Origin of the sequence: Synechococcus sp. Minos11, from assembly GCF_014279855.1 — a bacterium.
Classification (GTDB): domain Bacteria; phylum Cyanobacteriota; class Cyanobacteriia; order PCC-6307; family Cyanobiaceae; genus RCC307.
Genome location: NZ_CP047953.1, coordinates 1,749,267 through 1,769,445, shown reverse-complemented (window position 1 = coordinate 1,769,445; position 20,179 = coordinate 1,749,267). Strand labels below are relative to the sequence as shown.

Annotated in this window: 19 protein-coding genes and 1 tRNA gene; 9 read left to right on the top strand and 11 right to left on the bottom strand. The window is 58.0% G+C overall.

Annotation, left to right across the window (positions count from 1 at the left end; genetic code table 11):
- Nucleotides 1–940: 940 nt before the first annotated feature.
- The 3 genes from SynMINOS11_RS09950 to SynMINOS11_RS09940 form a co-directional block, all read right to left on the bottom strand.
- Complete coding sequence (locus SynMINOS11_RS09950; protein ID WP_186548268.1) at nucleotides 941–1,174, bottom strand: hypothetical protein; 234 nt, start codon at nucleotides 1,172–1,174, stop codon at nucleotides 941–943.
- A gap of 1,169 nt (nucleotides 1,175–2,343) precedes the next feature.
- Nucleotides 2,344–2,520 carry a hypothetical protein gene (locus SynMINOS11_RS09945; protein WP_186548266.1) on the bottom strand — a complete coding sequence of 59 codons (177 nt, stop codon included), beginning with the start codon at nucleotides 2,518–2,520 and terminating at the stop codon, nucleotides 2,344–2,346.
- 187 nt (nucleotides 2,521–2,707) lie between these two features.
- Nucleotides 2,708–2,914, bottom strand: a complete 207-nt coding sequence (locus SynMINOS11_RS09940; RefSeq protein WP_186548264.1) for a hypothetical protein — start codon at nucleotides 2,912–2,914, stop codon at nucleotides 2,708–2,710.
- Between the two features lie 146 nt (nucleotides 2,915–3,060).
- Between SynMINOS11_RS09940 and SynMINOS11_RS09935 the strand changes: the two genes are divergently transcribed.
- The 3 genes from SynMINOS11_RS09935 to SynMINOS11_RS09925 all read left to right on the top strand — a co-directional run bounded on the left by SynMINOS11_RS09935 (nucleotide 3,061) and on the right by SynMINOS11_RS09925 (nucleotide 5,146).
- Nucleotides 3,061–3,825 carry a sulfite exporter TauE/SafE family protein gene (locus SynMINOS11_RS09935; RefSeq protein ID WP_186548262.1) on the top strand — a complete coding sequence of 255 codons (765 nt, stop codon included), beginning with the start codon at nucleotides 3,061–3,063 and terminating at the stop codon, nucleotides 3,823–3,825.
- Nucleotides 3,826–4,171: 346 nt separating this feature from the next.
- Nucleotides 4,172–4,336 carry a hypothetical protein gene (locus SynMINOS11_RS09930; protein WP_186548260.1) on the top strand — a complete coding sequence of 55 codons (165 nt, stop codon included), beginning with the start codon at nucleotides 4,172–4,174 and terminating at the stop codon, nucleotides 4,334–4,336.
- A 303-nt stretch (nucleotides 4,337–4,639) separates the two neighbouring features.
- Nucleotides 4,640–5,146: a hypothetical protein gene (locus SynMINOS11_RS09925; RefSeq protein WP_186548258.1), complete on the top strand. Its 507-nt coding sequence runs from the start codon at nucleotides 4,640–4,642 to the stop codon at nucleotides 5,144–5,146.
- A gap of 140 nt (nucleotides 5,147–5,286) precedes the next feature.
- Here SynMINOS11_RS09925 and SynMINOS11_RS09920 read toward each other — a convergent pair whose 3' ends face one another.
- A complete protein-coding gene (locus tag SynMINOS11_RS09920) occupies nucleotides 5,287–5,619 on the bottom strand; it encodes a hypothetical protein (RefSeq protein WP_186548256.1) in 333 nt (110 codons plus the stop codon).
- Between the two features lie 24 nt (nucleotides 5,620–5,643).
- On the opposite strand from SynMINOS11_RS09920, the gene SynMINOS11_RS09915 reads away from it, so the two are divergent.
- Together SynMINOS11_RS09915 and SynMINOS11_RS09910 are read left to right on the top strand one after the other, a co-directional pair.
- Nucleotides 5,644–6,783, top strand: a complete 1,140-nt coding sequence (locus tag SynMINOS11_RS09915) for a carbamoyl-phosphate synthase (RefSeq protein ID WP_186548254.1) — start codon at nucleotides 5,644–5,646, stop codon at nucleotides 6,781–6,783.
- A 212-nt stretch (nucleotides 6,784–6,995) separates the two neighbouring features.
- Entirely contained in the window at nucleotides 6,996–8,093 is a 1,098-nt protein-coding gene (locus tag SynMINOS11_RS09910; RefSeq protein ID WP_255445383.1) for a carbamoyl-phosphate synthase, read from the top strand.
- 615 nt (nucleotides 8,094–8,708) lie between these two features.
- Here the strand turns inward: SynMINOS11_RS09910 and SynMINOS11_RS09905 are convergent.
- Nucleotides 8,709–8,780 (bottom strand) — tRNA-Thr (locus SynMINOS11_RS09905).
- Nucleotides 8,781–8,829: 49 nt separating this feature from the next.
- On the opposite strand from SynMINOS11_RS09905, the gene SynMINOS11_RS09900 reads away from it, so the two are divergent.
- On the top strand, nucleotides 8,830–9,090 hold the full coding sequence (locus SynMINOS11_RS09900; RefSeq protein WP_186548252.1) for a DUF3493 domain-containing protein: 261 nt from the start codon (nucleotides 8,830–8,832) through the stop codon (nucleotides 9,088–9,090).
- 339 nt (nucleotides 9,091–9,429) lie between these two features.
- Here the strand turns inward: SynMINOS11_RS09900 and infB are convergent, their stop codons facing one another.
- The 5 genes from infB to SynMINOS11_RS12780 all read right to left on the bottom strand — a co-directional run bounded on the left by infB (nucleotide 9,430) and on the right by SynMINOS11_RS12780 (nucleotide 15,260).
- On the bottom strand, nucleotides 9,430–12,750 hold the full coding sequence (infB, locus tag SynMINOS11_RS09895) for a translation initiation factor IF-2 (RefSeq protein ID WP_186548250.1): 3,321 nt from the start codon (nucleotides 12,748–12,750) through the stop codon (nucleotides 9,430–9,432).
- Between the two features lie 37 nt (nucleotides 12,751–12,787).
- Nucleotides 12,788–13,048 carry a YlxR family protein gene (locus SynMINOS11_RS09890; RefSeq protein WP_011936384.1) on the bottom strand — a complete coding sequence of 87 codons (261 nt, stop codon included), beginning with the start codon at nucleotides 13,046–13,048 and terminating at the stop codon, nucleotides 12,788–12,790.
- Complete coding sequence (nusA, locus tag SynMINOS11_RS09885) at nucleotides 13,045–14,460, bottom strand: transcription termination factor NusA (protein ID WP_011936383.1); 1,416 nt, start codon at nucleotides 14,458–14,460, stop codon at nucleotides 13,045–13,047. Before nusA ends, SynMINOS11_RS09890 begins: the two co-directional genes overlap by 4 nt.
- A 42-nt stretch (nucleotides 14,461–14,502) precedes the next feature.
- Nucleotides 14,503–14,970 (bottom strand): ribosome assembly cofactor RimP, encoded by a 468-nt coding sequence (locus SynMINOS11_RS09880; protein ID WP_186548248.1) that lies wholly within the window; start codon nucleotides 14,968–14,970, stop codon nucleotides 14,503–14,505.
- 113 nt (nucleotides 14,971–15,083) lie between these two features.
- Nucleotides 15,084–15,260 carry a hypothetical protein gene (locus SynMINOS11_RS12780; protein WP_222929707.1) on the bottom strand — a complete coding sequence of 59 codons (177 nt, stop codon included), beginning with the start codon at nucleotides 15,258–15,260 and terminating at the stop codon, nucleotides 15,084–15,086.
- Between the two features lie 192 nt (nucleotides 15,261–15,452).
- On the opposite strand from SynMINOS11_RS12780, the gene SynMINOS11_RS09870 reads away from it, so the two are divergent.
- The 3 genes from SynMINOS11_RS09870 to SynMINOS11_RS09860 are packed head-to-tail and all read left to right on the top strand — an operon-like array spanning nucleotide 15,453 to nucleotide 18,826.
- Nucleotides 15,453–16,556: a trypsin-like peptidase domain-containing protein gene (locus tag SynMINOS11_RS09870; RefSeq protein ID WP_011936380.1), complete on the top strand. Its 1,104-nt coding sequence runs from the start codon at nucleotides 15,453–15,455 to the stop codon at nucleotides 16,554–16,556.
- Nucleotides 16,557–16,604: 48 nt separating this feature from the next.
- Nucleotides 16,605–17,318, top strand: coding sequence for a ribose-5-phosphate isomerase RpiA (gene rpiA / locus SynMINOS11_RS09865; RefSeq protein ID WP_011936379.1), 714 nt, complete (start codon nucleotides 16,605–16,607; stop codon nucleotides 17,316–17,318).
- A gap of 38 nt (nucleotides 17,319–17,356) precedes the next feature.
- Entirely contained in the window at nucleotides 17,357–18,826 is a 1,470-nt protein-coding gene (locus SynMINOS11_RS09860; RefSeq protein ID WP_186548246.1) for a hypothetical protein, read from the top strand.
- Between the two features lies 1 nt (nucleotide 18,827).
- Here the strand turns inward: SynMINOS11_RS09860 and hisD are convergent, their stop codons facing one another.
- Complete coding sequence (hisD, locus tag SynMINOS11_RS09855; protein WP_255445382.1) at nucleotides 18,828–20,114, bottom strand: histidinol dehydrogenase; 1,287 nt, start codon at nucleotides 20,112–20,114, stop codon at nucleotides 18,828–18,830.
- Between the last annotated feature and the right edge of the window lie 65 nt (nucleotides 20,115–20,179).

Below are 20,179 nucleotides of genomic sequence, written 5' to 3'. Positions count from 1 at the left end.
TGAACATCGGCGTGTCTCGGATGCCTACAGCGTGGCTCAGGTGCCGCAAGCAGCGCATCCCTTGCAATGCGCAATCCAATCGAAATGAATCCCCTGGATTGGGGGCATGGTCTTCAAGAGGTGCTGCGTGGTTGAGCCCCTAGCGGTCATGAGGCTGGCCAAATCCAAGCTTTTCAGCACGCCAATCTTGATGAAGCACGCCAAAGTTCCATGAACCACCATTGCGGCTCGATGGCTCTCTTTGGGATGTCGAGTAGAAAATCCTTGGCGCCCACCTCTAGGCCCAAGGAGCGACAGAGCCCATGCTCGGAACTCTGTCACCCATTGCTAGCTCCTGGTATGGCTTTGCCGTGAGCAAAAAGCCAGTTTTTATCAAGGGAAGCTTTGGCTTCGTTGGCGGTTAATCAAGGAGTGAGCCGCTTTTTTATTGGCTGCCAGGTGATGTGATGGTTGCCTCTCGTCTGAGCTTCCAAAGCCTTTTCGGGTCCGGCTCGGGTTGGTCGAGCCGGGTGATCCTGTTCTTCCTTGCTGCTAATCGACCGCCAACAAGCACGGGTGTGATCATGAGGTGATGCAGAGATGCGTTACAAAAGTCCGGTGGGGAGCACTCCAGTAGTCAGGATTGTCTATAGAAACTTTCTTCGTGATGACTCAATCTTCAACTTGGAAAAGTGGACCGCCTGCTAACTATGAAAAGCTTTGGCGTGGTCTTGCTCTAGTGGGTGGGGCGCACCTGGCTGGAATGCTCGTCAACGTTCTCTCGCAAATGGCTGGCATTCATGCGTTAGACCGAATTCCTGCGATGTTCCTTGGTCTTTAAATCAACTTGGGTACTAGCAGAACTGCTAATGCCCAAGGGGCCAACAAGGAGTGCATCTGCTTAGGCCGAGGCTTTATGTAATGATCCAAGCCGCACCATTAGGAATGGGCGGCATTTTTTTTAGGTGGTTGGTTCCTCTCGACTGATCCGCCACTCCAGCATCACGCAATCCTTGAAATCAACGTGTTGACAGAGGATCCCTTTCTCTGTGGTGCTGGCCACAAACCCGCTACGCCATTCGCTGCCGTTCAGGCCACCTTTAAACCACAACCAAACTTTTGTGCGGGCGTAATCCATACCTTTCAACAAGGGTTTCCCATGTTGTTGGAATGGGTTCCATTTTGGCTTGCTCACTCCTGGTGCTGCGTCTGGGGGTTCTTGCTGCAGATTTGAGGCTCAGAGATCAAGTGTTGCCAAGTGATGGAAGAGACACGACTGCTTTTAAATCAGTTGATTGATTGTTGTGAGCTTTTGAAATTAGTGAGAGCTTAAAATGTAACTCAGGTCAGGCTATTTACGCTAATTCAAGAATTTCTCATGAAGCATGGGGTGGGTCAAGGACTTTTAGGTGAAAACTCGCTCTTGAAGATGCCTTCTGGGCATGTGAGCAAGGCCCCATAATCCTCTCGGCTATCTGCGTTCGGTTTCCGGGGGTCTCAATTGACGACTGTGTTAGATATTGGTTAGGTGATTGAGGTGTTTATGCAGGAAAATGGAGTTCACCCTTGCAAGCAGGCCTTTTCGGACCAGCTTGCCTTGGGTATTAGTCATTATGGAATCTGGAGTGTATCGAATCCACATACTGAAGATCTTTCCAGGAAGTATTCTGACTTTCTTGAGATGATGAAAAATGCGTTGGAATGGGAAATGGTTAATAACTCAAATAATAATGACTCGACAATTCTTGATAGGGAGAACCTTCAATTTCAGCATTGGTCTTCCAAGGGTGACACTCAATGAGGCTTATAGGGGGCAGGCCTGATGACTTACGCTCTGCGACGTGTGCGATCTGCCGCAGTGTTTTGGTGAGGCGCGTTGAGGGTCTGATAGGAGATGCCTGGGACCATCATCCCATCGGTCGTGATTGCGGTGTACCTCAGGCCAAAGCATTTGGCATCCTTGTTTTGGGGTGACCCGAGGGGCAACCGCCCGCCTAATAGGAGAAAAGTTGAGCAGTTAAGTCTTGTGGAAAGTATCCCTGCTGGTAGTTCTTTGGTTTCAGAGATTCACCAGTATCTGTTGACTCATTGCCTTCTTTCTTGTGGTCTGTTGACGTCGTTGCATAGCTTTGAATCAGAGATTCCATCTGGCCAGCTCGGTCTTGGGCCATTCGTCCTTCTCCTTCGGCCAGATGCTTCCGCAGTTGTGGCAAAACCAAACTTGGTTGACTGCTGACAGCCTTCCTTCGCCGCTGACCCACTCAGTGGTCTGTTCCATGTGGTGGGTTCCACCGGCTCCGCAGCAATAACGGGGCATTAATCCAAAGCCATAGCACTTATTTCTAGAGGCGTTTATCTTGACTCTTATGCAGCGTTGAGATGGGTAACAGAGAGGAGGGTCATCAGCCTCGCCTCAGCCTCGTCACTCAGCAAAGCATGTGTCGTGTGGCCGTCTCCGTCTTCATAGGTGAGCACCTCTTCATCATCAAGCTCAACAGGTGCGTTGATGATGTTGCCGTCGCGAAGTAAGAAACTAAGCATTGCTATTCAAAAATCCGATAAAACTCTGCCGAGTTGAAATCTGATTGCCAAGGAGAAGTTATTGATCCTTCACTCTTGGCCAAAGCAAGCCGGTGATCGGAATTGAACCGACGACCTACTGATTACGAAACGGTGTCAGATCTCAGTGCTGGCCTGGAAAACCCAGATATAGCTTGAATCTTACCGGCTACTTCCGGAAGGCTCCGGAGTGATTGACGTGATTAGTGCGCCCATGTGCGCACTTTTCCTGGGCTGTCAGGTCGGCGATCCAGAGCTCCTGGGCCAGCAAGCCCAGTGAGGCCCCCATTGCGGCGATGCCCTCGCCCAAATCGATCTCGCCGATGGATTCGCAAGCGCGGGCGATGTCCAAGTGATCCGCAAAGGCGGTCTGCATCCACTCGTTCATCCCGTTCCCTAAGTCTGTCTGGAGTGTTCCCCCCTCTAGGCTGAGGGGCTTTTGCGGCGGAGGTGCACCCGCCAAACCACCAAGGCCATGGTTGGGTCGTCTGCAGAGAACAGTCAGGAGGACTTGGTCAAAACATGAGCCTTGACTTTCCACTCGTCGCATTTGGGTTGGGCTTGGGAGCGGTGTGCGGTTTTTTCAATGCTGTTGCTTCAGGTGGCTCGGCAGTGATGTTCCCCGCCTTGCTCGCAATCGGTATGCCAGCTGATGTTGCTAACGCCACTGCACGCCTCCCGATTCTTCTGGGAAGCACAACAGCTCTGTGGTCATTCGAGAGAGCCAAGCTCATCCCCTGGCAATCAGTCCTGCAGCTTTCAATCGTCTTTCTGCCATTCAGTCTGTTGGGAGCAGAGATTGCCACAACAATGAATACTTCGACCAGTCTTCTTCTGATTCGTATTTCCGTATTGATAGCGCTTGCATTTCTTCTGATACGTCCCCAGCAGTTATTGAAACACCGACCGGATGATGGTGATAAAGCCTATATTCAAACGCCTCTGTCTCTCTGGCTGTTAACTGCTTTTTGCGGTTTTTGGGCAGGGCTGATCATCGTTGATGCTGCCATATTTCTCCTTTTAAGCTTGGTGCTCGTTGGAGGTATAAGTCTGAGACAGGCAGTGCCTGTAAAAACTGGCATGGTTTTCTTGTTCAGTATTTCCACTTTCTTGATCTTTGCGAGAAGCGGAAAGGTGGAATGGCAAATCGGGATTCCTATGGTGATTGGCAGCATCTTCGGGTCATTAATCGGGGCGAGGGTGGTAATGAGCCAGTACGCCAATCAATGGGTTTACCGCTGCTTGATCGTCATAGTGCTGATTGAGACCGTGCGGCTATTCCTATGACTCATTGCATGAAAGTCGCTGCCTTACTCGTCAACCTGCTCGAACGGCATTGCAAGGCTCTTGTTTTGGCCTGGGCTTTGGCTTATGGGCTTGTTCCATCACCACCCGCTTTGGGGGAGCCGTACAGCTGGTAAAGGTGAATCAGCTTCAAGGAAACACTGTTTCTGAAATAAATCACCCTGTCGCGCCACTGTCACTTCAGGGACAAAATTGCCTGGCGCCTTTGCTTGCAGCACGGCCCCAGCAGCTCACGCCGCAAGATCAAGAAAATTGCACCGCCACCGCCAGCGCCATTCACCGCTGAATCAGCTGCGGTGCCATTGCTGCGAATTGCTGAGCTTGAGCAATGCCTCGCAGAGTGAACACCTGGAGCAAGGCCCAAGCGATGGTCAGCGCAGAGACCCTGCGCCGCATTGAACAGAGCGGGCGCAATCCAGCGGAGTTCTGCTGCGAGGTTCTTGAGGCAAAACTCACCCAAACGGGGGATCCGCTGCACCCCATGCCGCAGTGATGGTGGAGCCATGAAAAGCCAAAACCTCCGAATAGGGATGCCGCTGGCAGTGTTGCTGTTTTTGGCGACGCCAATCGCAATGCCACGCCCTGCTCATGCTCGCTGTGGGGCTGACTCAATCAATCTCACGGGCACTTCAAATTGGTGCATCCCGCTTTACGGCAGAACGATTAACGAGGCGTGCTGGGAGGAGTGGCAAAAGGTCTTCAAGCGGGCAAGCAAAACCAATGGACCCTGGCCTCAGTACTCAATGAGGGACAACGCAAACATCTGCATTGATGCCAACGGAGGGCGAAAAGGCGCGTGACTGAACTGATTCAGGCTGAACAACTCAAACCGTTCGACACCTCTGGTTTCACCAGAAAAACCTCCTGTGTAGCCAAGTGCCTGCGGGACGAATCCACATGGGAAATCATCTCCATCCATGAAGGCACCTCAGCCATGAAACACGCAGAGCGCCTACAGGAAGAGAACACCGACCAAAACGTCTGGTTTAACGACGGTGCTTGGTTTGAAGGTCGTTTCTGGTTTTACGCAGACCACACCGCAACCCTTGCAATCCCGGCTTCTATAGCTGAGAAGTTTGACCTTTCGGATCGGCTGGCCGAGCACCTAGAAGATTGCGAAGGAATGAATGAGGATGACAAGCCTTTGGATTACAAAGATGAGTTCACTATTTGCTTCGGCCAGGTCATCCAACACCCTTGGCAATTTGACGAACCAGAAGAAGGTGAATTACTGAGGTTCCATGATTTTGACGACCAATTATTGAAAGAAGGTGCCTACTTCGTTGGATGGATGGACGGATAGATGAACAGCTTTCTTGTTGCCGTTGGATTCCTCTTGTTCGCAGCACCTGCCCACGCACGCTGGGCTGACGGTTGCGGCAGCTATGGCAATCCACCCTGCTCGCTGTGTGCCGAACTCAAGGCGGGCGCACCACTTGAAACTCAATGCGTTTGGGGTGCCAACCGCCGCACCTCGTTGCGCGAATACCTGCAAATCAGATTGGAGGAATCCCGATGAAGCAAACGACAGCAAGGGAAGCACTGCTGCGAATTGCCCTGAATGGGATCCGCGAGGGCCGCTGTGAAGACGTGCCCAAGAAAGACGTTGAGACATTCCTGCGGCAGCTGGAAGCGGACAGCCCGCACCTGCTCACTGATGACCCAAAAGCCAGCAAAGCCTGATTGCGCTGCTTTCAAAATCCGCTGACTCAGCACGTTGAACCCCAGTGGTGAAGGTGGGATACGGCTGCTGGTCTTCCAGCGTGCGTTCGGCATCATGCGCGCAGATTTCCCGCCCCAATGCGTCGCCTGCTGACTGCTGCTGCAACCGCGTCACTGCTGCTGGCGCAGGCACCAGTCTTGGCAGAAGGCAGCGCTGATGACATCGGGGTGATGAGCATCAGCCTGAAAGATGTGGTCAAGCCTGATTTTGGCTTTCAAGGCGAAACGCAAGGTGCAGGGACGCCGAATCAAGCCGGTGTTGGCGGGTTCCTACCGCTCAAGATCAACGACAACAGCGTTTGGTTCGTCGATGCACTGGCAAACGTCAACTTCGCGGACTTCAACGCAGCCAACAGCAGCCTTGGCGGCACGGTGCTTGATGCATTCACGATCAGTACCTCAACCCGTCTCGGCTACCGCTGGCTGAACGATGACCGCAGCTGGATGTTTGGCATCAACGCTGGATATGACAGCCGCCCAGTGAAATCAGGTGACACGGTGAGCGGATACAAGGTCTATGACCAGCAAACGCCGTTCTTCCAGCAAGTGGCGGTTTCAGCAGAAGCCATCCATAAGAAATGGGACTTGAACGCCTACGCCTTGATCCCTATTGGCGAATACGGACTGGGCAGTGACAACGTGGCCAACCTCAACAGCTTGGCTGGCGCATCGCCACTGACCACCATTGGATTAAAGGTGGCTTATGCCATCAGTGATCAGTGGAAACTAGGCGCTGGTTATTACTACGAATTTGACGAGAAATCAGATCCTTATTACCCAGAATCTGTCGATGGCTCAGGCGTGCAAGCCAGCCTTAGTTACAACATCAACAACCAACTAGAAGCGGGTGTTCTTTATAGTTATGACGATTACTTTGAATCCAGGGTGAGTGGTAATCTAAGCTGGCGATTCAATAGCCATGAAGGCAAGCCTGATAGCAGCAAATCCTCTGTGCTGCAGGGGCTAAGCGCCAGTCCAATCAACAGAAATGTCAGAGTAGCCAATTCGAAACGCTATTATCCAATCACTCCTCGACAACTGATTGACATATTAAATAGCAGGACGATATTACCTACTGACGAGATCAGGTGGACACCGATGATTTATGCCTATCCGCTTGATCTAGGCTACTCGTATACCTACTGGGAATGGAGCGATCAACAAAGAGCTCCAGGACGTGCTGGGCAAGGTTCTGGTCATGGCGGAGATGCTGCGTAGACACGCCTGGCACCAGAGCTATAGATCAGCTGATCTTGCTTTAATTAACCGCTGAACTTCAACTTGGCGTCTGCAGGAATGGCAGGGGGTTTTGACGACCTGCTTCGGCGGGGGCTTTTTGATGGCGCGTTGAACCGCAGTGATGAAGCTGGAATACGGCTACTGGTCTTCCAGCGTGTGTTCGGCATCATGCGCGCAAATTCAGCTGACCCATGCGCCCGCTGCTGTCACTTGCCGCTGCTGCATCACTGCTAGTTGCCCAGGCACCCGTTCTGGCGGAAGGCAGTGCTGATGACATCGGGGTGATGAACGTCAGCCTCAAGGACAGCATCAAGCCACGCTTTGGATTCCAAGGGCAGACGCAAGGCGCAGGTACTCCCAACGAGGTTGGTGTTGGTGGCTTCCTGCCCATCGCGGTAGGCGATAACAGCGTCTTCTATGCCGACGTTGAAGCCAACGCCAACTTGGCTGACTTCTTGGGCTACAGCTCAATCGACAACACCCAAGTCGATGGCGTCACGGTCAGCACCTCATCGCGTCTCGGCTACCGCTGGCTGAACGATGACCGCAGCTGGATGTTCGGCGTCAACGCTGGTTACGACAGCCGCCCGATGAACACAGGTGACGCCAAGCCTTGGAACCCGATCAAGCGGCGTTATCAGCACCTGTATCTGCCATCGATCAAGTACGCCAAGAACCCCAGAAGTGTGTTCTTCCAGCAGGTTGCTGCTGAGGTGGAAGCGGTCAGCCCGACGTGGAACTTCGGCGCTTATGCCTTGGTGCCTTTCGGCGATACCGAGCAGCGCCTGAACAGCCATTACCAAGGTGGTGCCTTGGATACCTACGGGCTTGATGTTGGGTACTTCATCACCCCAGAGATCAATGCTTCCGTTGGTTATTACTACCAGCAGGGTGATGACAGTGCTGGAAACAGTTCAGGCGTCAAAGGTCGTTTGGCATTTGCTGTCGCCAAGGGTGTTGAGTTCGGTGGAACCTATACCTATGACGATGCTTTCAATGCCCGTGCCTCAGCTGATCTAACGATTCGCTTTGGCGGTGGCAGCCATAAGGAGAAATCAAAGGAACAAGCCAAAGCCGAGGAACAGCCTCAAATCAAGCAGATTTCATTGTCTCCAAGCAATAGGGATGTGCGAGTGCATGATAAGAAGATTTTGATACCTTTTACGACAAGGTCCCAAAGTTCCTATGAAGCTATTTCTTTTCCGATGGACAAAATCGATGCTCCTTATTTGAAATACTTCCTGCTGAATAATCTCCGTGTTCGGAAGTACCAGTTGTACCCTGACTAACCGCTGAATTTCCAGAATGAAACACATCCTCGCTATCACAATCGCACTGCTTCCCACAGCAGTAATTGCTCAGCAATTCACACCGCAGCAGATGATTGATGTGATGACCAAGTCACCAAGCAATAGGGATGTACGGGTACACGACGAACCATTGCCCTTTAATGGGATACAGGTACACGAACAAGTAGACGTTCCTTTGACGTACCCTTTCCCGTAGCCTAATCACCCAAAGCACGTGCAAGCGCAGGGGCTTTTTATTTCTTCAGTCACACCCATAAGCCAGCTAATCAGCCTCCAATACCTGGCACGATTGCCATCAACGCAGCTTGTTTAACCGCTGAACTTCCACTTGGCGTCTGCAGGAATGGCAGGGCCTTTGTTAACTACTTCTCACCAAGTAATTGAGGCCAGCTGAGTTCACCATCAAGCCATTGCCGGCAGCTGCTGCGAAGGCCTTTCACCCATCTGGGCGATTGCTTTGGGCTCTGGGTTTGTGGCATCGGCGTCTCCACTGAGTTGGGTCTAACGCGGAAGTGCGCCCAAAGTGCGCACACCGTCGCTGAAGCCTGGGTGAGAGCCTGGACCGAGTCCCTGAGATCCTTTGCCGTGACTGGAAGCCGGTGATCGGAATTGAACCGACGACCTACTGATTACGAATCAGTTGCTCTACCCCTGAGCTACACCGGCGTGGGCGTCAAATTAGCATCGGCGGAGGTTTGAGCTGAGCTCACTGTTCATGGCAGATCCCTCATCCCGACTGGATCCTGAGCTCAAAGCTCGTCTTTTGCAGGAGGCGCGCACGCCGTGGCGTGGGCTACGCCGGGCCCTCTGGCTGGCCCTCTTCGCTTCCGCCGCTGTCGGTGCCGCCACCATGGCTCTGCGCGCCTCCAGTGGTGGTGTTGTCCCCCTCTCCGACCTCGGAATTCAGGGGCTCGCTTTGTTGATTAGTGGCGCTTTGCTCTGGTGGGATCGCAATCGAGACAGTGCCGAGAGCTGAGCGCAGTTGCCATTGGATCGCTAGCAGCAACAGCAAGGCCCACAGCAAACAGGCCACCCGGCTCTGGTCAGCCCAAGGGCTCATCGTCGTTGCGAGCCCTGCCCGCTGATCGAGCCACAACAGCAAGGGCAGCTGCAGCACAGCAAGCACGGGCCTGAGCAGCGCGAGCGGCAGCACCCAGGGCGGACGGAGCTGCGGCAACAGCACCGCTAAGGCCCACAGCAAGACCATTTCCAGCCGTGGAGCTGGTCCCGGATTGCCGCCAGCGAGAACCAGCTGAAGCAACAACAGCTCCAGCGGCAGCAGCGCCAGGCTGAGCCGTGGGAGCCAGGCTTCCATTTAGGTGGCCAGTGTGCGGCGCTGGGTCACCATCGCAAACGCTTCAACGCGGTCGCCCTCTTGCCAGTCGGCAAAGCGATCGCAACCAAAGCCGCATTCGAAACCGGTGTTCACTTCCTTAACGTCGTTCTTCATTCGCTTGAGCGAATCGAGATCGCCGCTGAACACCAGCTGCTTGCCGCGGTGGACGCGAATCTTGCAATTGCGTTGAATGCTGCCGCTGGTGACGTAGCAACCAGCCACGGCGCTCTTGCCAATGCTGAACACAGCGCGCACCTCGGCTTCGCCCAGAGGTGATTCCACCAGCTCGGGTTCCAGGAGGCCTTCCATAGCGGCCTGGATGTCTTCCAGCAGCTTGTAGATGACGTTGTAATCGCGAACGTCAACACCAGCCAATTCAGCGGCTCGGCGAGCGCCGGATGCCAAGGTGGTGTTGAAGCCAACGATCACAGCGCCCGATGCGGCAGCTAGGTCAACGTCGGTTTCGGTGACTTCGCCTGGTGCAGAGAGCAGCACACGCACCTGAACCTCGCCTTGGGGTAGCTGTTCCAACATTCCCAAAATGGCTTCGACGCTGCCCTGAACGTCGGCCTTCAAGATCAAATTGAGCTCCTTCAGCTCACCTTCGCTGGCCTGGCCAGACATCGACGTCAACGAGACGCGGCGAGAGGCCATCTGCTGAGCCAAGCGAGTGGCGCGCGCCTCGCTGGCGCGATCACCCACCACCGAGCGTGCGGCTTTCTCGTCGGGGTAGACCTCGAACTCGTCGCCAGCGGCTGGTACCTCGCTGAAGCCCAGGACCTCCACGGCGGAGGAGGGAGCCGCTTCCTTCACGCGGCGGCCGCTGTCGTTCACCATGGCCCGGACCTTGCCCAGGACAGGGCCTGCAGCAACAACGTCGCCAGGGCGCAGGGTGCCGTTTTGGACCAGCAGCGTGGCCACGGGGCCCTTGGCCTTGTCGAGGTGAGCTTCCACCACGGTGCCTTTGGCCATCCGCTCGGGGTTGGCCTTGAGGTCTTCAACCTCGGTCACCAGCAGGATCATCTCCAGCAGCTTGTCGAGGCCTTCCCCCTTGAGTGCGCTGACCGGCACCATCACGGTGTCGCCGCCCCAATCTTCCGCCAGCAGGCTTTGATCGGAGAGCTCCTGTTTGACGCGATCGATCTGGGCGCCTTCTTTGTCGACCTTGTTAATCGCCACAACGATAGGCACTTCCGCAGCGCGGGCGTGACTGATGGCTTCCAGGGTTTGAGGCCGAACGCCGTCATCAGCGGCCACCACCAGGATCGCCACGTCGGTGACCTTGGTACCGCGGGCGCGCATAGCGGTGAACGCTTCGTGGCCGGGGGTGTCCAAGAAGGTGACCTTCTTGCTGGCACCGGCATGGTCCACATCGACTTGATAGGCGCCGATGTGCTGGGTGATGCCGCCAGCTTCCCCTGCCGCCACACGCGTTTTGCGGATTGCATCGAGCAAGCTGGTTTTGCCGTGGTCGACGTGGCCCATCACGGTGACCACAGGCGGGCGCCGGATCAGGTGATCGAGGTCGCTCTCCTCGATCATTTCGACGGTCTTCTTGGCGGCTTCTTCGATGTCGTCCTGCAGCACAGGAACACCAAATTCCTGGGACACCTTCTCGATCGATTCGAGATCAAGGGTCTGGGTGACCGTGGCAATGATCCCCTTGAAGAAGAGGGATTTGATGATCTCGGAGCTCTCGACGCTCAGCTTGTCGGCAAGCTCTTGAACGGTGAGGTTGCCTTCGGGCACCACCAGCATTTCGGGCCGGATTTGCTTGGCCTCTCTGGCTTGCCGTAGCTCCATGGCACGGCGGCGTTGCCGTTGACGGGTGGTTTCCTTCTTGCGGCGACGCAGGGCCACGGGCCGTGCGCCTTTGTTGCCCGGCAGATTTTTGGGCTTGCTTGGCCTGGCCAGGCTGGCTTGCAGCACCAGGGCCTCTTGGCCACCGGCGAAGCCGCCGGTCTGTGCGGCTAAGGAATCGTCGTTCTCCCCAATGATGTGCACCTTCTGGCGCTGTTTCTGGGGTGAGCGACTGCGCAGGGCATCGAGCCTGGCGCTGTCATCCCAATCCGGGCGACGAGGACGCCCAGCCATGCCGGGAGCGGCTGCAGGGCGGTAGCCGGGACGGCGCGGCGGCGCTGTGGGTGCGTTGGGGCGGTTGGGGGCTTCGCCGGGACGGCGCGGTGCCTCACTGCCTGGGCGTGCGGGTGGACGCCGGGGACCATCACCAGGGGTAGGCCGACTCCCGGGCTTCTGCAGCTGCATGAGCTCGCCGGGGGACACCGGCTTGCGCATGCCGCCAGGACCACCAGGCCGGCTGGGGGCGCCACCTTGGCGGCCCTGGGGCGCATTGGGTTCGCGCCGAATCGGTTTGCCGACCAGCTCAAGGGAGGACGGGGGACGACCTCCCGGTCCTCCAGGACCGCGACGTTGTTGTGGAGCACCGCCGCGACCAGGCATTCCCGGGCGTTGGGGTGCGCCAGGACGAATCGGGGCGCCACTACGGGGTGGACCACTGCGTTGTGGCGACGGTCGCTGCTGCTGGTTGGGCGGCCGCATGGGGACCGCCGGCCTGTTTTGGTCGCGACGAGGCGCTGGGGCCCCAGGCCTGGCAGGCCTGGGCGGTGGAGCGGTGGGTTTGCTCATCACCACCGGTGGTTTGGCGGCGGGCCTGGCCGGCGGCCGGTTGCTGGGCTGCTGCGGCGGCCGGTTGCTGGCTTGGGGACGCAGGGGTTGGGCAGGCCGCGCTGGAGCTGGCGCGCTGGCTGGCTTAGCGATGGGTTTGGCCACCGGTTTTGGTGCCGGTTTGGCGGGGCTTGCCGGAGCGGCTGGCTTGGCCACCACCTCAGGTTTGCGGCTCGGCGGCGCGCTGGGGGCTGGTTTGGCGGGGCTTGCCGGAGCAGCTGGCTTGGCGACGATTTCTGGTTTGCGGCTCGGCGGCGCGCTGGGGGCCGGTTTGGCGGGGCTTGCCGGAGCGGCTGGCTTGGCGACGATTTCTGGTTTGCGGCTGGGCGGTGCTGAAGCAGGAGCCGCCGCTGATTGGCTTGGCGTGCTTGGCGCTTTCTTCAGCGACAGGATCTGATTGCCAGCGTCTGGCTTGGCCGGTGCCTTGGCGCCACCTGCTGCTTTGCCATTGCTGTTGAGCAGGGCTTTGATCTTGGCCGCTTCACCATCACTGATGGAGCTGCTGTGGCTCTTGGCCGCAATCGAAAGCTTCTCCGCGGCATTAAGCACGTCGCGGTTATCGAGACCAAGGTCCCGGGAAAGCTCATAGATCCGGACTTTGCCGCCGCTCGTCATGCATGACTCCAACAATGTCATCTTGCCTGAAAGGCCGTCAGGCTTCAGGTTCCAGCCGTTTGGCCAGGGCGTCGTAGACGCTGTCTGCAACCGGGACCCTGAGGGCGCGTTGCAGTTTTCGCCGTTTGCGGGCGTCCTCTACGCAGGCATGTGAGGCGCAGACATAGGCCGAGCGGCCCATTCCTTCATCCATCACAACGCCGGCACCCCCTGCAAGCCGGATGATGCGCAGCAACTGACGACGGTCGAACAGTTCCCGGCAACTCACGCAGCGGCGCAGGGTGGGCTGAGCACTCACCTGGCCTCGTCCTCGCTGGCCACGGGCTCTTCGCTGCTGGCTTCGGCGGCAGGCTCTGGTTCGGCTTCGACTTCGGCCTCTGCGATGGGTTGCTGTTCCTCGCCGTAGTCCTCAAGCTCGTCTTCCTCGATCGGATACAGCTCCCTGAGGCGAGCATCTTCCTCGGCTCGGGCAGCTTGTTCGGCTTCGAGGCGGGCTTCGGCTTCCGCTTGAAGTGCTTCCTCCTCACGGCGGTGCTCGATCAGCTCAGCCACCTGTTCGTCCTCGGAGGCCTGGTCGTATTCCTCGCTGTTCTTGATGTCGATTTTCCAGCCGGTTAAGCGTGCTGCCAGGCGCACGTTTTGGCCCTCGCGGCCGATGGCCAAGCTCAGCTGGTCGGGCGGAACCAACACGTGGGCGTGCTGCCCTTCTGGGTCCACCAGACGCACCATGTCCACCCGTGCTGGGCTGAGGGAGTTAGCGAGGTACTGGCCGGGGTCAGGCGACCAACGGATCACGTCAATTTTCTCGCCGCGCAGTTCGTTGACCACCTGTTGAATCCTGGAGCCCCGCGCGCCAATGCAGGCGCCAACCGGGTCAACTTCCCGCTCAACACTGTCGACCGCCACCTTGGTGCGAGGTCCAACGGCCCTCGAAGGTGGGTTGGCTTCACGGGCAACGGCCACGATCCGCACTGACCCTTCCTGGATCTCGGGAACTTCGTTTTCGAACAAATAAACAACCAACCCGGCGTTAGCCCGGCTGATGAACAGCTGGGGGCCGCGGCGGGCAATTTCAGACACCTCTTTAAGGAAGACCTTGAAGGTGGCGTTGGCCCTGTAGTTGTCGTTGGGGAGCTGGTCGCGCCGTGGCAGTTCAGCTTCCACTTCCGGGCGGCCCAGTCCGGAACTCACAGCCATGATCACGCTCTGGCGCTCAAAGCGGATGACGCGAGCGGTCAGAACCGGATCTTCTAGGTCGGCGAATTCCTCCTGGATCATGCGGCGCTGATGCTCCCGCAATTTCTGGGCCAGCACCTGCTTGGTGGTCGCTGCTGCCATGCGCCCGAAATCATCTTTTTCGGGGGTCACATCCAGCACCACCGTGTCGCCCAGTTGGGCGTCGTCGGTCACCTGCTGCACGTCCGCCAGACCAATTTGATGGTCCTCGCTTTCCACCTCTTCAACAATGATTTTTGAGGCCAGAACCCGGTAACCCTCTTCATCGAGGTCGAGGCCCACGTCGAAGTTGCTGAAATATTCTTCGTCGAACGGGTCTTCGCTAATGCCGATATAGAGCGTGCGGCGGTAGCGCTCATAGCCCTTGAGAAGGGCTTCGCGCAGGGCGGCTTCCACCACGTTGGCGGGCAGCTTCTTCTCCTCGCTGATGTCTTCAATGAGGGCCGAGAGGCCCGGGAGCATCACGAGTGCCATGGGTGATCCGTTGAAGCAGTGAACAGAAAGGTGGGCGTGCCGTTAGGCGCTGGGTGAGGTCAGACGAACCTCGAGCACATCGCTGCGTGGGATCCGCTGAATGCGCCCCCGCAGGTTGAGTTCGACCGCATCGGCATCTCTGCCAAGCAGGGTTCCCTCGCGCTGGATTTCGCCTCCTTTGGCATCCCGCTGCCGAACGCAGACGGGGAAACCGCGGAAACTGCGAAAGTCCCGGTCCTGCTGGAGAACGTCTCCAAGCCCTGGACTTGTGATTTCCAGAACATACGCCCCGGTGAGGAGTTCACCGGTCTCCAAGGCCTCCCCGAAGGCTTGGCTGAAGCTGGCGCAGTCGTCGAGATTCACATCGCTGCCATCGCCCTTGCGCACAGCAACGATCAACGCTTGAGGAGCGCGATGGCTATGCAGCACCACGCTCTCCACGAGAAAACCAAGAGATTGAGCCGTTGTCGAGGCAAGGGCTTCGATTGGTTCCAGCGGGGGATGAGCCAAAGCTCGTGGTGCGGAGGGCCGGCCCGGCCCTGCAATCGCCTGATTGGTACGACTGCCTTCTCGCAAGCGAGAAGCATGCCCGCCGGGCACCCTTTCACATTAATACCTGGCCTTTAGGCCGCGCCACCAAGGTCCATGTCAGGCGCGTCGCTGTAGCCATCGCGTGGTCCAGGAGTGCCTCGCAAGGCGGGATCCGTGTTGATGCAGCCCTTGCCCTTGGCGTACTGGCAGACCCGCGCCCAAAGGCGGGTGCGGGTTGATGGTTGACCGGTGCTGAAAATCACCTCCACGTTGGCCGAAGCACTGGTGTCAATCGTGACTTTGCAAAGCGGACAGACTTGGGCGCAGGTGTCCAAAGATCGCTCGGCAGCGTCGCAGGACCCTAGTGAGTCTTTCTGGTGCTGATGGTGTGAATCGATTCAGTCCTGCTGATCTCCACCGATTGCGCTGGTCTTCCTAGGCTCGGTTTTTGGCTGCAGTCGATGGGACGCTGGCGAGGGCTCTGGGCAGCCATGGTGGCTCTGGTGGCTGCGCTGTCGTTCGGCGTTGAGCCGGTTCTCGCTGCCCATGGCTTTGTGGCTCAGGCCGTTGGCCGAGTGGCCCCCAGCGTGGTTCGCATCGACACTGAGCGTCAGGTGTTGATGTCGGGTCTCGATCCTGGTTTGGACGACCCGCTTCTCAAGGAGCTGTTTGGGGATCTGCCCAGTAGCCATCGCGAAAATGGCCAGGGTTCTGGGGTGGTGATTGGCCGCGATGGGCTGGTGTTGACCAATGCCCATGTGGTGGAAGGGGCTGATCGCGTTCAAGTCAGCCTGGCCGATGGAACCCAGTGCGATGGCGAAGTGGTGGGGAGTGATCCGGTGACCGATCTTGCGGTTGTGCGCTTGGCCTCAACGTCTCAAAAACTCAAGGCAGCCCCACTCGGTGATTCCGACGCGCTTGAGCCTGGCGATTGGGCCATTGCCTTGGGCCACCCCTACGGACTCGATAGCACCGTGACCCTTGGCATTGTCAGCAGCCTGCACCGCAACATCAGCAGCCTTGGCTTCACCGACAAGCGCCTTGAGCTGATCCAAACCGATGCGGCGATCAACCCGGGCAACTCTGGTGGGCCACTCATTAATGAGTCCGGGGAAGTGATCGGCCTCAACACCTTGGTTCGTGCTGGCCCCGGCGCAGGACTGGGTTTTGCGATTCCAATCAATTTGGCTAAGGGCGTCGCTGAGCGCTTATCGAGTGGCGGCGAGGTGGTGCACCCCTATCTCGGCCTGCAGCTGGTGCCGCTCACCGTTCGCCGAGCCAAAGAGCACAACGCGGACCCCAATGCCTTGGTGCAGCTGCCGGAACACGATGGTGCCCTCGTCCAGCAGGTGCTGGAGCAGAGTCCCGCTGTGGCGGCTGGATTGCGCCGCGGGGATCTGGTGATTGCCGCCGGTGAGCGCAATGTCCGCGCTCCGGCCGATTTGCTTGCCGTGGTGGAGGCGTCCTCCCTGGGTGATCCTTTGCAACTCAAGGTGTTGCGAGGCTCTGAGCAGATGGAGCTGTCGATTGAGCCAGCTCCGCTGCCGATGAGCCAAGCCGGATGACGCGTTCAACGGGCCATTGCTAAGTTCCCGCGACATTGAGGCGATCGGATGGCAGACCTGCAGACCCAGATGAAGCAGGCCGTTGCCTTGGCTGCCACCGATCAGGTCAAGAACGGCATGGTGCTGGGTTTGGGTTCAGGCTCCACGGCGGCCTTGATGATTCAGGAGGTGGGAGCTCGGCTGCGCGATGGCCGCCTCACCGACATCGTCGGCGTCACAACCTCATTTCAAGGCGAGGTTCTCGCGGCCGAACTGGGGATCCCGTTGCAATCCCTCAATGCCATCGATCGGATTGATTTGGCCATTGATGGCGCTGATGAGGTGGATCCCGCTTTTGAACTGATCAAAGGGGGTGGTGCTTGCCATGTGCAGGAGAAGTTGGTGGCTCGCCGCGCTGAGCGTTTCGTGGTGGTGGTCGACAGCACCAAGCTGGTTGAGCGCCTCAACCTTGGCTTCCTCTTGCCGGTGGAGGTGCTGGCAGGCGCTTGGCGCCAAGTGCAGGCTGAGTTGCAGCAACTGGGTGGTAGCGCTGAATTGCGCATGGCACAGCGCAAAGCAGGTCCTGTCGTCACCGATCAGGGCAATTTGGTGCTGGATGTGAGCTTCGCTGGTGGGATCAACGACCCCGCTGGACTGGAGACCACCATCAACAACATCCCTGGCGTGTTGGAGAACGGTTTGTTTGTGGGGCTAGCTGATCAGGTGCTGGTTGGCGAGATCAACGATGGTGTGGCCGGCGTGAGGGATCTGGTCAAATCTTGATCAGCAATGGCAAGCGCCTGCTTTGGGTTGGCCTTGGCTTGCTCGTCGCCCTTGAGGTTGTTGTCCTTTACCCCCTGGTGAAGGCGTTGTGGCAGGTGGCCGTTATTGCTTCGCGCTGGCCTCACCTGATCGCTGATTCTGCGGTGTTCTTGCAGCAGCAGCCGTTGCATCAAGGGGTGGCTGGTTGGCTTGATCTGCTGAACCCTGTCAATGAGCACAGGGTGCTGGTCAGCCGCCTGATTGCTGTTGTGCCTTTGAGCTTTGGCGGCGAGTTCGGCGTTTGGAGCGTTGGGTTCTCGCTGGTGGTGCTGGCGCTATCGCTGGGCTGGATTTTTTTGATCCTGGGCAGATTGAACCCTCAAGCGCCATTGGCCCTGCGCGTGATGGTGGGCCTTCTCTGCGGTTTGATCCTTGCCAACCCGTGGCAGCTGGAAAACCTGATTTGGGACATCAATGTCCATTGGTTTTTCCAGGGATTGCTGTTGCTGGTGTCCCTGCATCTGCTGCTGAGAAACCAGAGCGTCCCGCCTCTTTGGCTCGATGTGTTGTTGCCCGGATTGGCCCTGATCAATGGCGGCTTGGGGGTGGCCCTGCTGCTCAGCTACAGCGCGATTCGCTTGCTCGCGTTTGGCCGGCGTTGGTTGATTGTTCTATCGGCTGGGTCTGCGCTGCTGATCTACAGCCTGACCTCCTTGGCCAGCTCTGGTTCCCCACTGAATTTCAGCGGGTTATTCGCCTGGCGCATGTTGCAGATCTGGTGGCCCCACAGCGGTCTTTGGATGGCCGCATCGGGGGTGGCCCTCTTGATCCTCCTGTGGCGGCACTGGCAAGGCTTATCCCCTCTGGATCAGCGGCAGCTGCTGGTCTGTTGCCTCCCGGGCGTTTACGCCGTTGCCTTCGCGGTTTTGGTTGACCTCAGTCGCTCAGCGATTTCGCCTGGTTTGGTGATGCGCGAGAGCTACGTCACGCCGGCCTTAATGCTTGGCCTCAGCTTGATTTTTCTGACTTGGAAGCTCTGCGCAGAGCGATCTCTGTGGCGTTGGACTTTGTTAATTCAGGCCGGTTGGTTGCTGTTGCTGCTGCTGCCTCGAGAGTCTTGGACCATTGCTCCAGGGCTCAACAAGCAGCACTTTTCACGGCAGGTGGCCCGCCTGCTCAATGAGCAAGATCGCCGCATCACCTGGTTTCACTGCGCCCAGTTGGAAGCGGGTCAATTGCATCGCAATTGCCCTGAGGTGCCCTTTTACGACGGCTGGAATGTGATCCGCTCGTCGTTGCAAGAGAAGCTTCCGCTTGGCATGCAGCAAGGGCACTTGTCGCCATCACAGGCCAAAGACCAACTGCGCCGCCAACAGCGTGCCGATCTGGAGCGTTGGTATTTGGTTCGTGCTGACTCTGATGGCCGGCGTTGGATTGCTGGCAGACGAGTGGGTGAGCCCCGCCCAGGCGATCTGGTGTTGCAGATGATCCCTGGCCAAGAGCCCGCCCATTGGCTTGTGACCCCGTAAGTCAGCTCTGCAGCCTGCGGCGCACCGACTCGCGGTGACTATGCAATCCCTCATGGGCTGCTAACTCCATGATCGCGGCGCCCGTGGCTTCAAGCGCTTGCCGGTTGAAGTTGATCAGGCTGGTGTGGCGCATGAACGTTTCCACGCTCAAGGCGCCAGCAAAGCGGGCTGTCCCGGAGGTCGGCAGGGTGTGATTGGGCCCAGCAAGGTAGTCGCCAGCTGCTTCTGGGGTGTGCTGTCCCATGAAGATCGCGCCGGCCTGCTGAATGCGTTCAGCCAGCGCGGCTGGTTCCTGCACCAACAACTCCAGATGTTCAGGAGCAAAGCGATCGGAGAGCTGCGCGGCTTGCTCGAGTGATTCGCAGAGCACTATTAAGCCCCAATCGCGGATCGAGGCTTCCGTTACCTCGCGCCTGGGGTGATCCTCCAGTTGCGCTGCAATCGCCTCGGGCACCTCTTGCACGAGGCGCGGGCTGGTGGTCAGCAGAATCGCTGCAGCCAGGGGGTCGTGCTCTGCTTGGGCCAGCAAATCCGCCGCCACCAGCTCGGCTGAGGCGCTGTCATCGGCGATCACCAACACTTCGCTGGGCCCAGCCAGCGAATCAATGCCAACCCGGCCATACACGCTTTTTTTGGCCAGGGTCACAAACAAATTTCCAGGTCCGGTGATCACGTCCACCGCCGGGATCGACTCGGTGCCGAAGGCCAGCGCCGCCACGGCTTGGGCGCCGCCGACGCTGTAGATCTGATCGATGCCAGCCACGTGGGCGGCCGCCAACACAGCGGGGTTGACTTGCCCGTCTGGCCCTGGCGGGGTGACCATCACCACTTGCTTCACCCCCGCGACTTGGGCGGGGATGGCATTCATCAACACCGTGCTGGGGTAAGCCGCGCGGCCACCAGGCACATAGAGCCCAGCGGAGTTGACCGGGCGCCAACGCCTGCCAAGGCTTTCCCCATGGGGACCTTTGAGCTCGATGTCCTGCGGTAGTTGTTCGCGGTGGAAAGCGCTGATGCGCCGATGGGCCAGTTGCAGGGCATCGCGCAAAGCCAGGGGAGCGCTCTGCCAGGCCGCTTCAGTCGCGGCTGGATCCACACGTAGGCAATCGAGCACAACCCCGTCAAAACGCTCGGTGTACTCCTTGAGGGCTGCATCGCCGCGCTCTTTGACAGCCGCCAGAACGGAATCCACGGTGGCTTGCGCTGTAGCGACGCCACTGGAGTGGGTTCTCGCTTCGATTTGCCGCAGACGATCAACGGCCGCGACAGGGTCGTTGAGCAGCTGCATCATCGCGTCTGTCGAGACAATCACTGACGCTAAGCCACCTCTAGGGAAGGCTGTGGAGTTAGGAT

What these genes read in the sequence shown, in the direction of transcription:
- SynMINOS11_RS09940 (WP_186548264.1), bottom strand. Translation starts at nt 2,914, where the DNA reads ATGCAGACCGCCTTTGCGGATCACTTGGACATCGCCCGCGCTTGCGAA.
- SynMINOS11_RS09870 (WP_011936380.1), top strand. Translation starts at nt 15,453, where the DNA reads ATGGGACGCTGGCGAGGGCTCTGGGCAGCCATGGTGGCTCTGGTGGCT.
- rpiA (WP_011936379.1), top strand. Translation starts at nt 16,605, where the DNA reads ATGGCAGACCTGCAGACCCAGATGAAGCAGGCCGTTGCCTTGGCTGCC.
- SynMINOS11_RS09935 (WP_186548262.1), top strand. Translation starts at nt 3,061, where the DNA reads ATGAGCCTTGACTTTCCACTCGTCGCATTTGGGTTGGGCTTGGGAGCG.
- SynMINOS11_RS09930 (WP_186548260.1), top strand. Translation starts at nt 4,172, where the DNA reads ATGCCTCGCAGAGTGAACACCTGGAGCAAGGCCCAAGCGATGGTCAGC.
- SynMINOS11_RS09915 (WP_186548254.1), top strand. Translation starts at nt 5,644, where the DNA reads ATGCGTCGCCTGCTGACTGCTGCTGCAACCGCGTCACTGCTGCTGGCG.
- SynMINOS11_RS09900 (WP_186548252.1), top strand. Translation starts at nt 8,830, where the DNA reads ATGGCAGATCCCTCATCCCGACTGGATCCTGAGCTCAAAGCTCGTCTT.
- hisD (WP_255445382.1), bottom strand. Translation starts at nt 20,114, where the DNA reads ATGCAGCTGCTCAACGACCCTGTCGCGGCCGTTGATCGTCTGCGGCAA.
- SynMINOS11_RS09910 (WP_255445383.1), top strand. Translation starts at nt 6,996, where the DNA reads ATGCGCCCGCTGCTGTCACTTGCCGCTGCTGCATCACTGCTAGTTGCC.
- SynMINOS11_RS09920 (WP_186548256.1), bottom strand. Translation starts at nt 5,619, where the DNA reads ATGCCGAACGCACGCTGGAAGACCAGCAGCCGTATCCCACCTTCACCA.
- infB (WP_186548250.1), bottom strand. Translation starts at nt 12,750, where the DNA reads ATGACGAGCGGCGGCAAAGTCCGGATCTATGAGCTTTCCCGGGACCTT.
- nusA (WP_011936383.1), bottom strand. Translation starts at nt 14,460, where the DNA reads ATGGCACTCGTGATGCTCCCGGGCCTCTCGGCCCTCATTGAAGACATC.
- SynMINOS11_RS09945 (WP_186548266.1), bottom strand. Translation starts at nt 2,520, where the DNA reads ATGCTTAGTTTCTTACTTCGCGACGGCAACATCATCAACGCACCTGTT.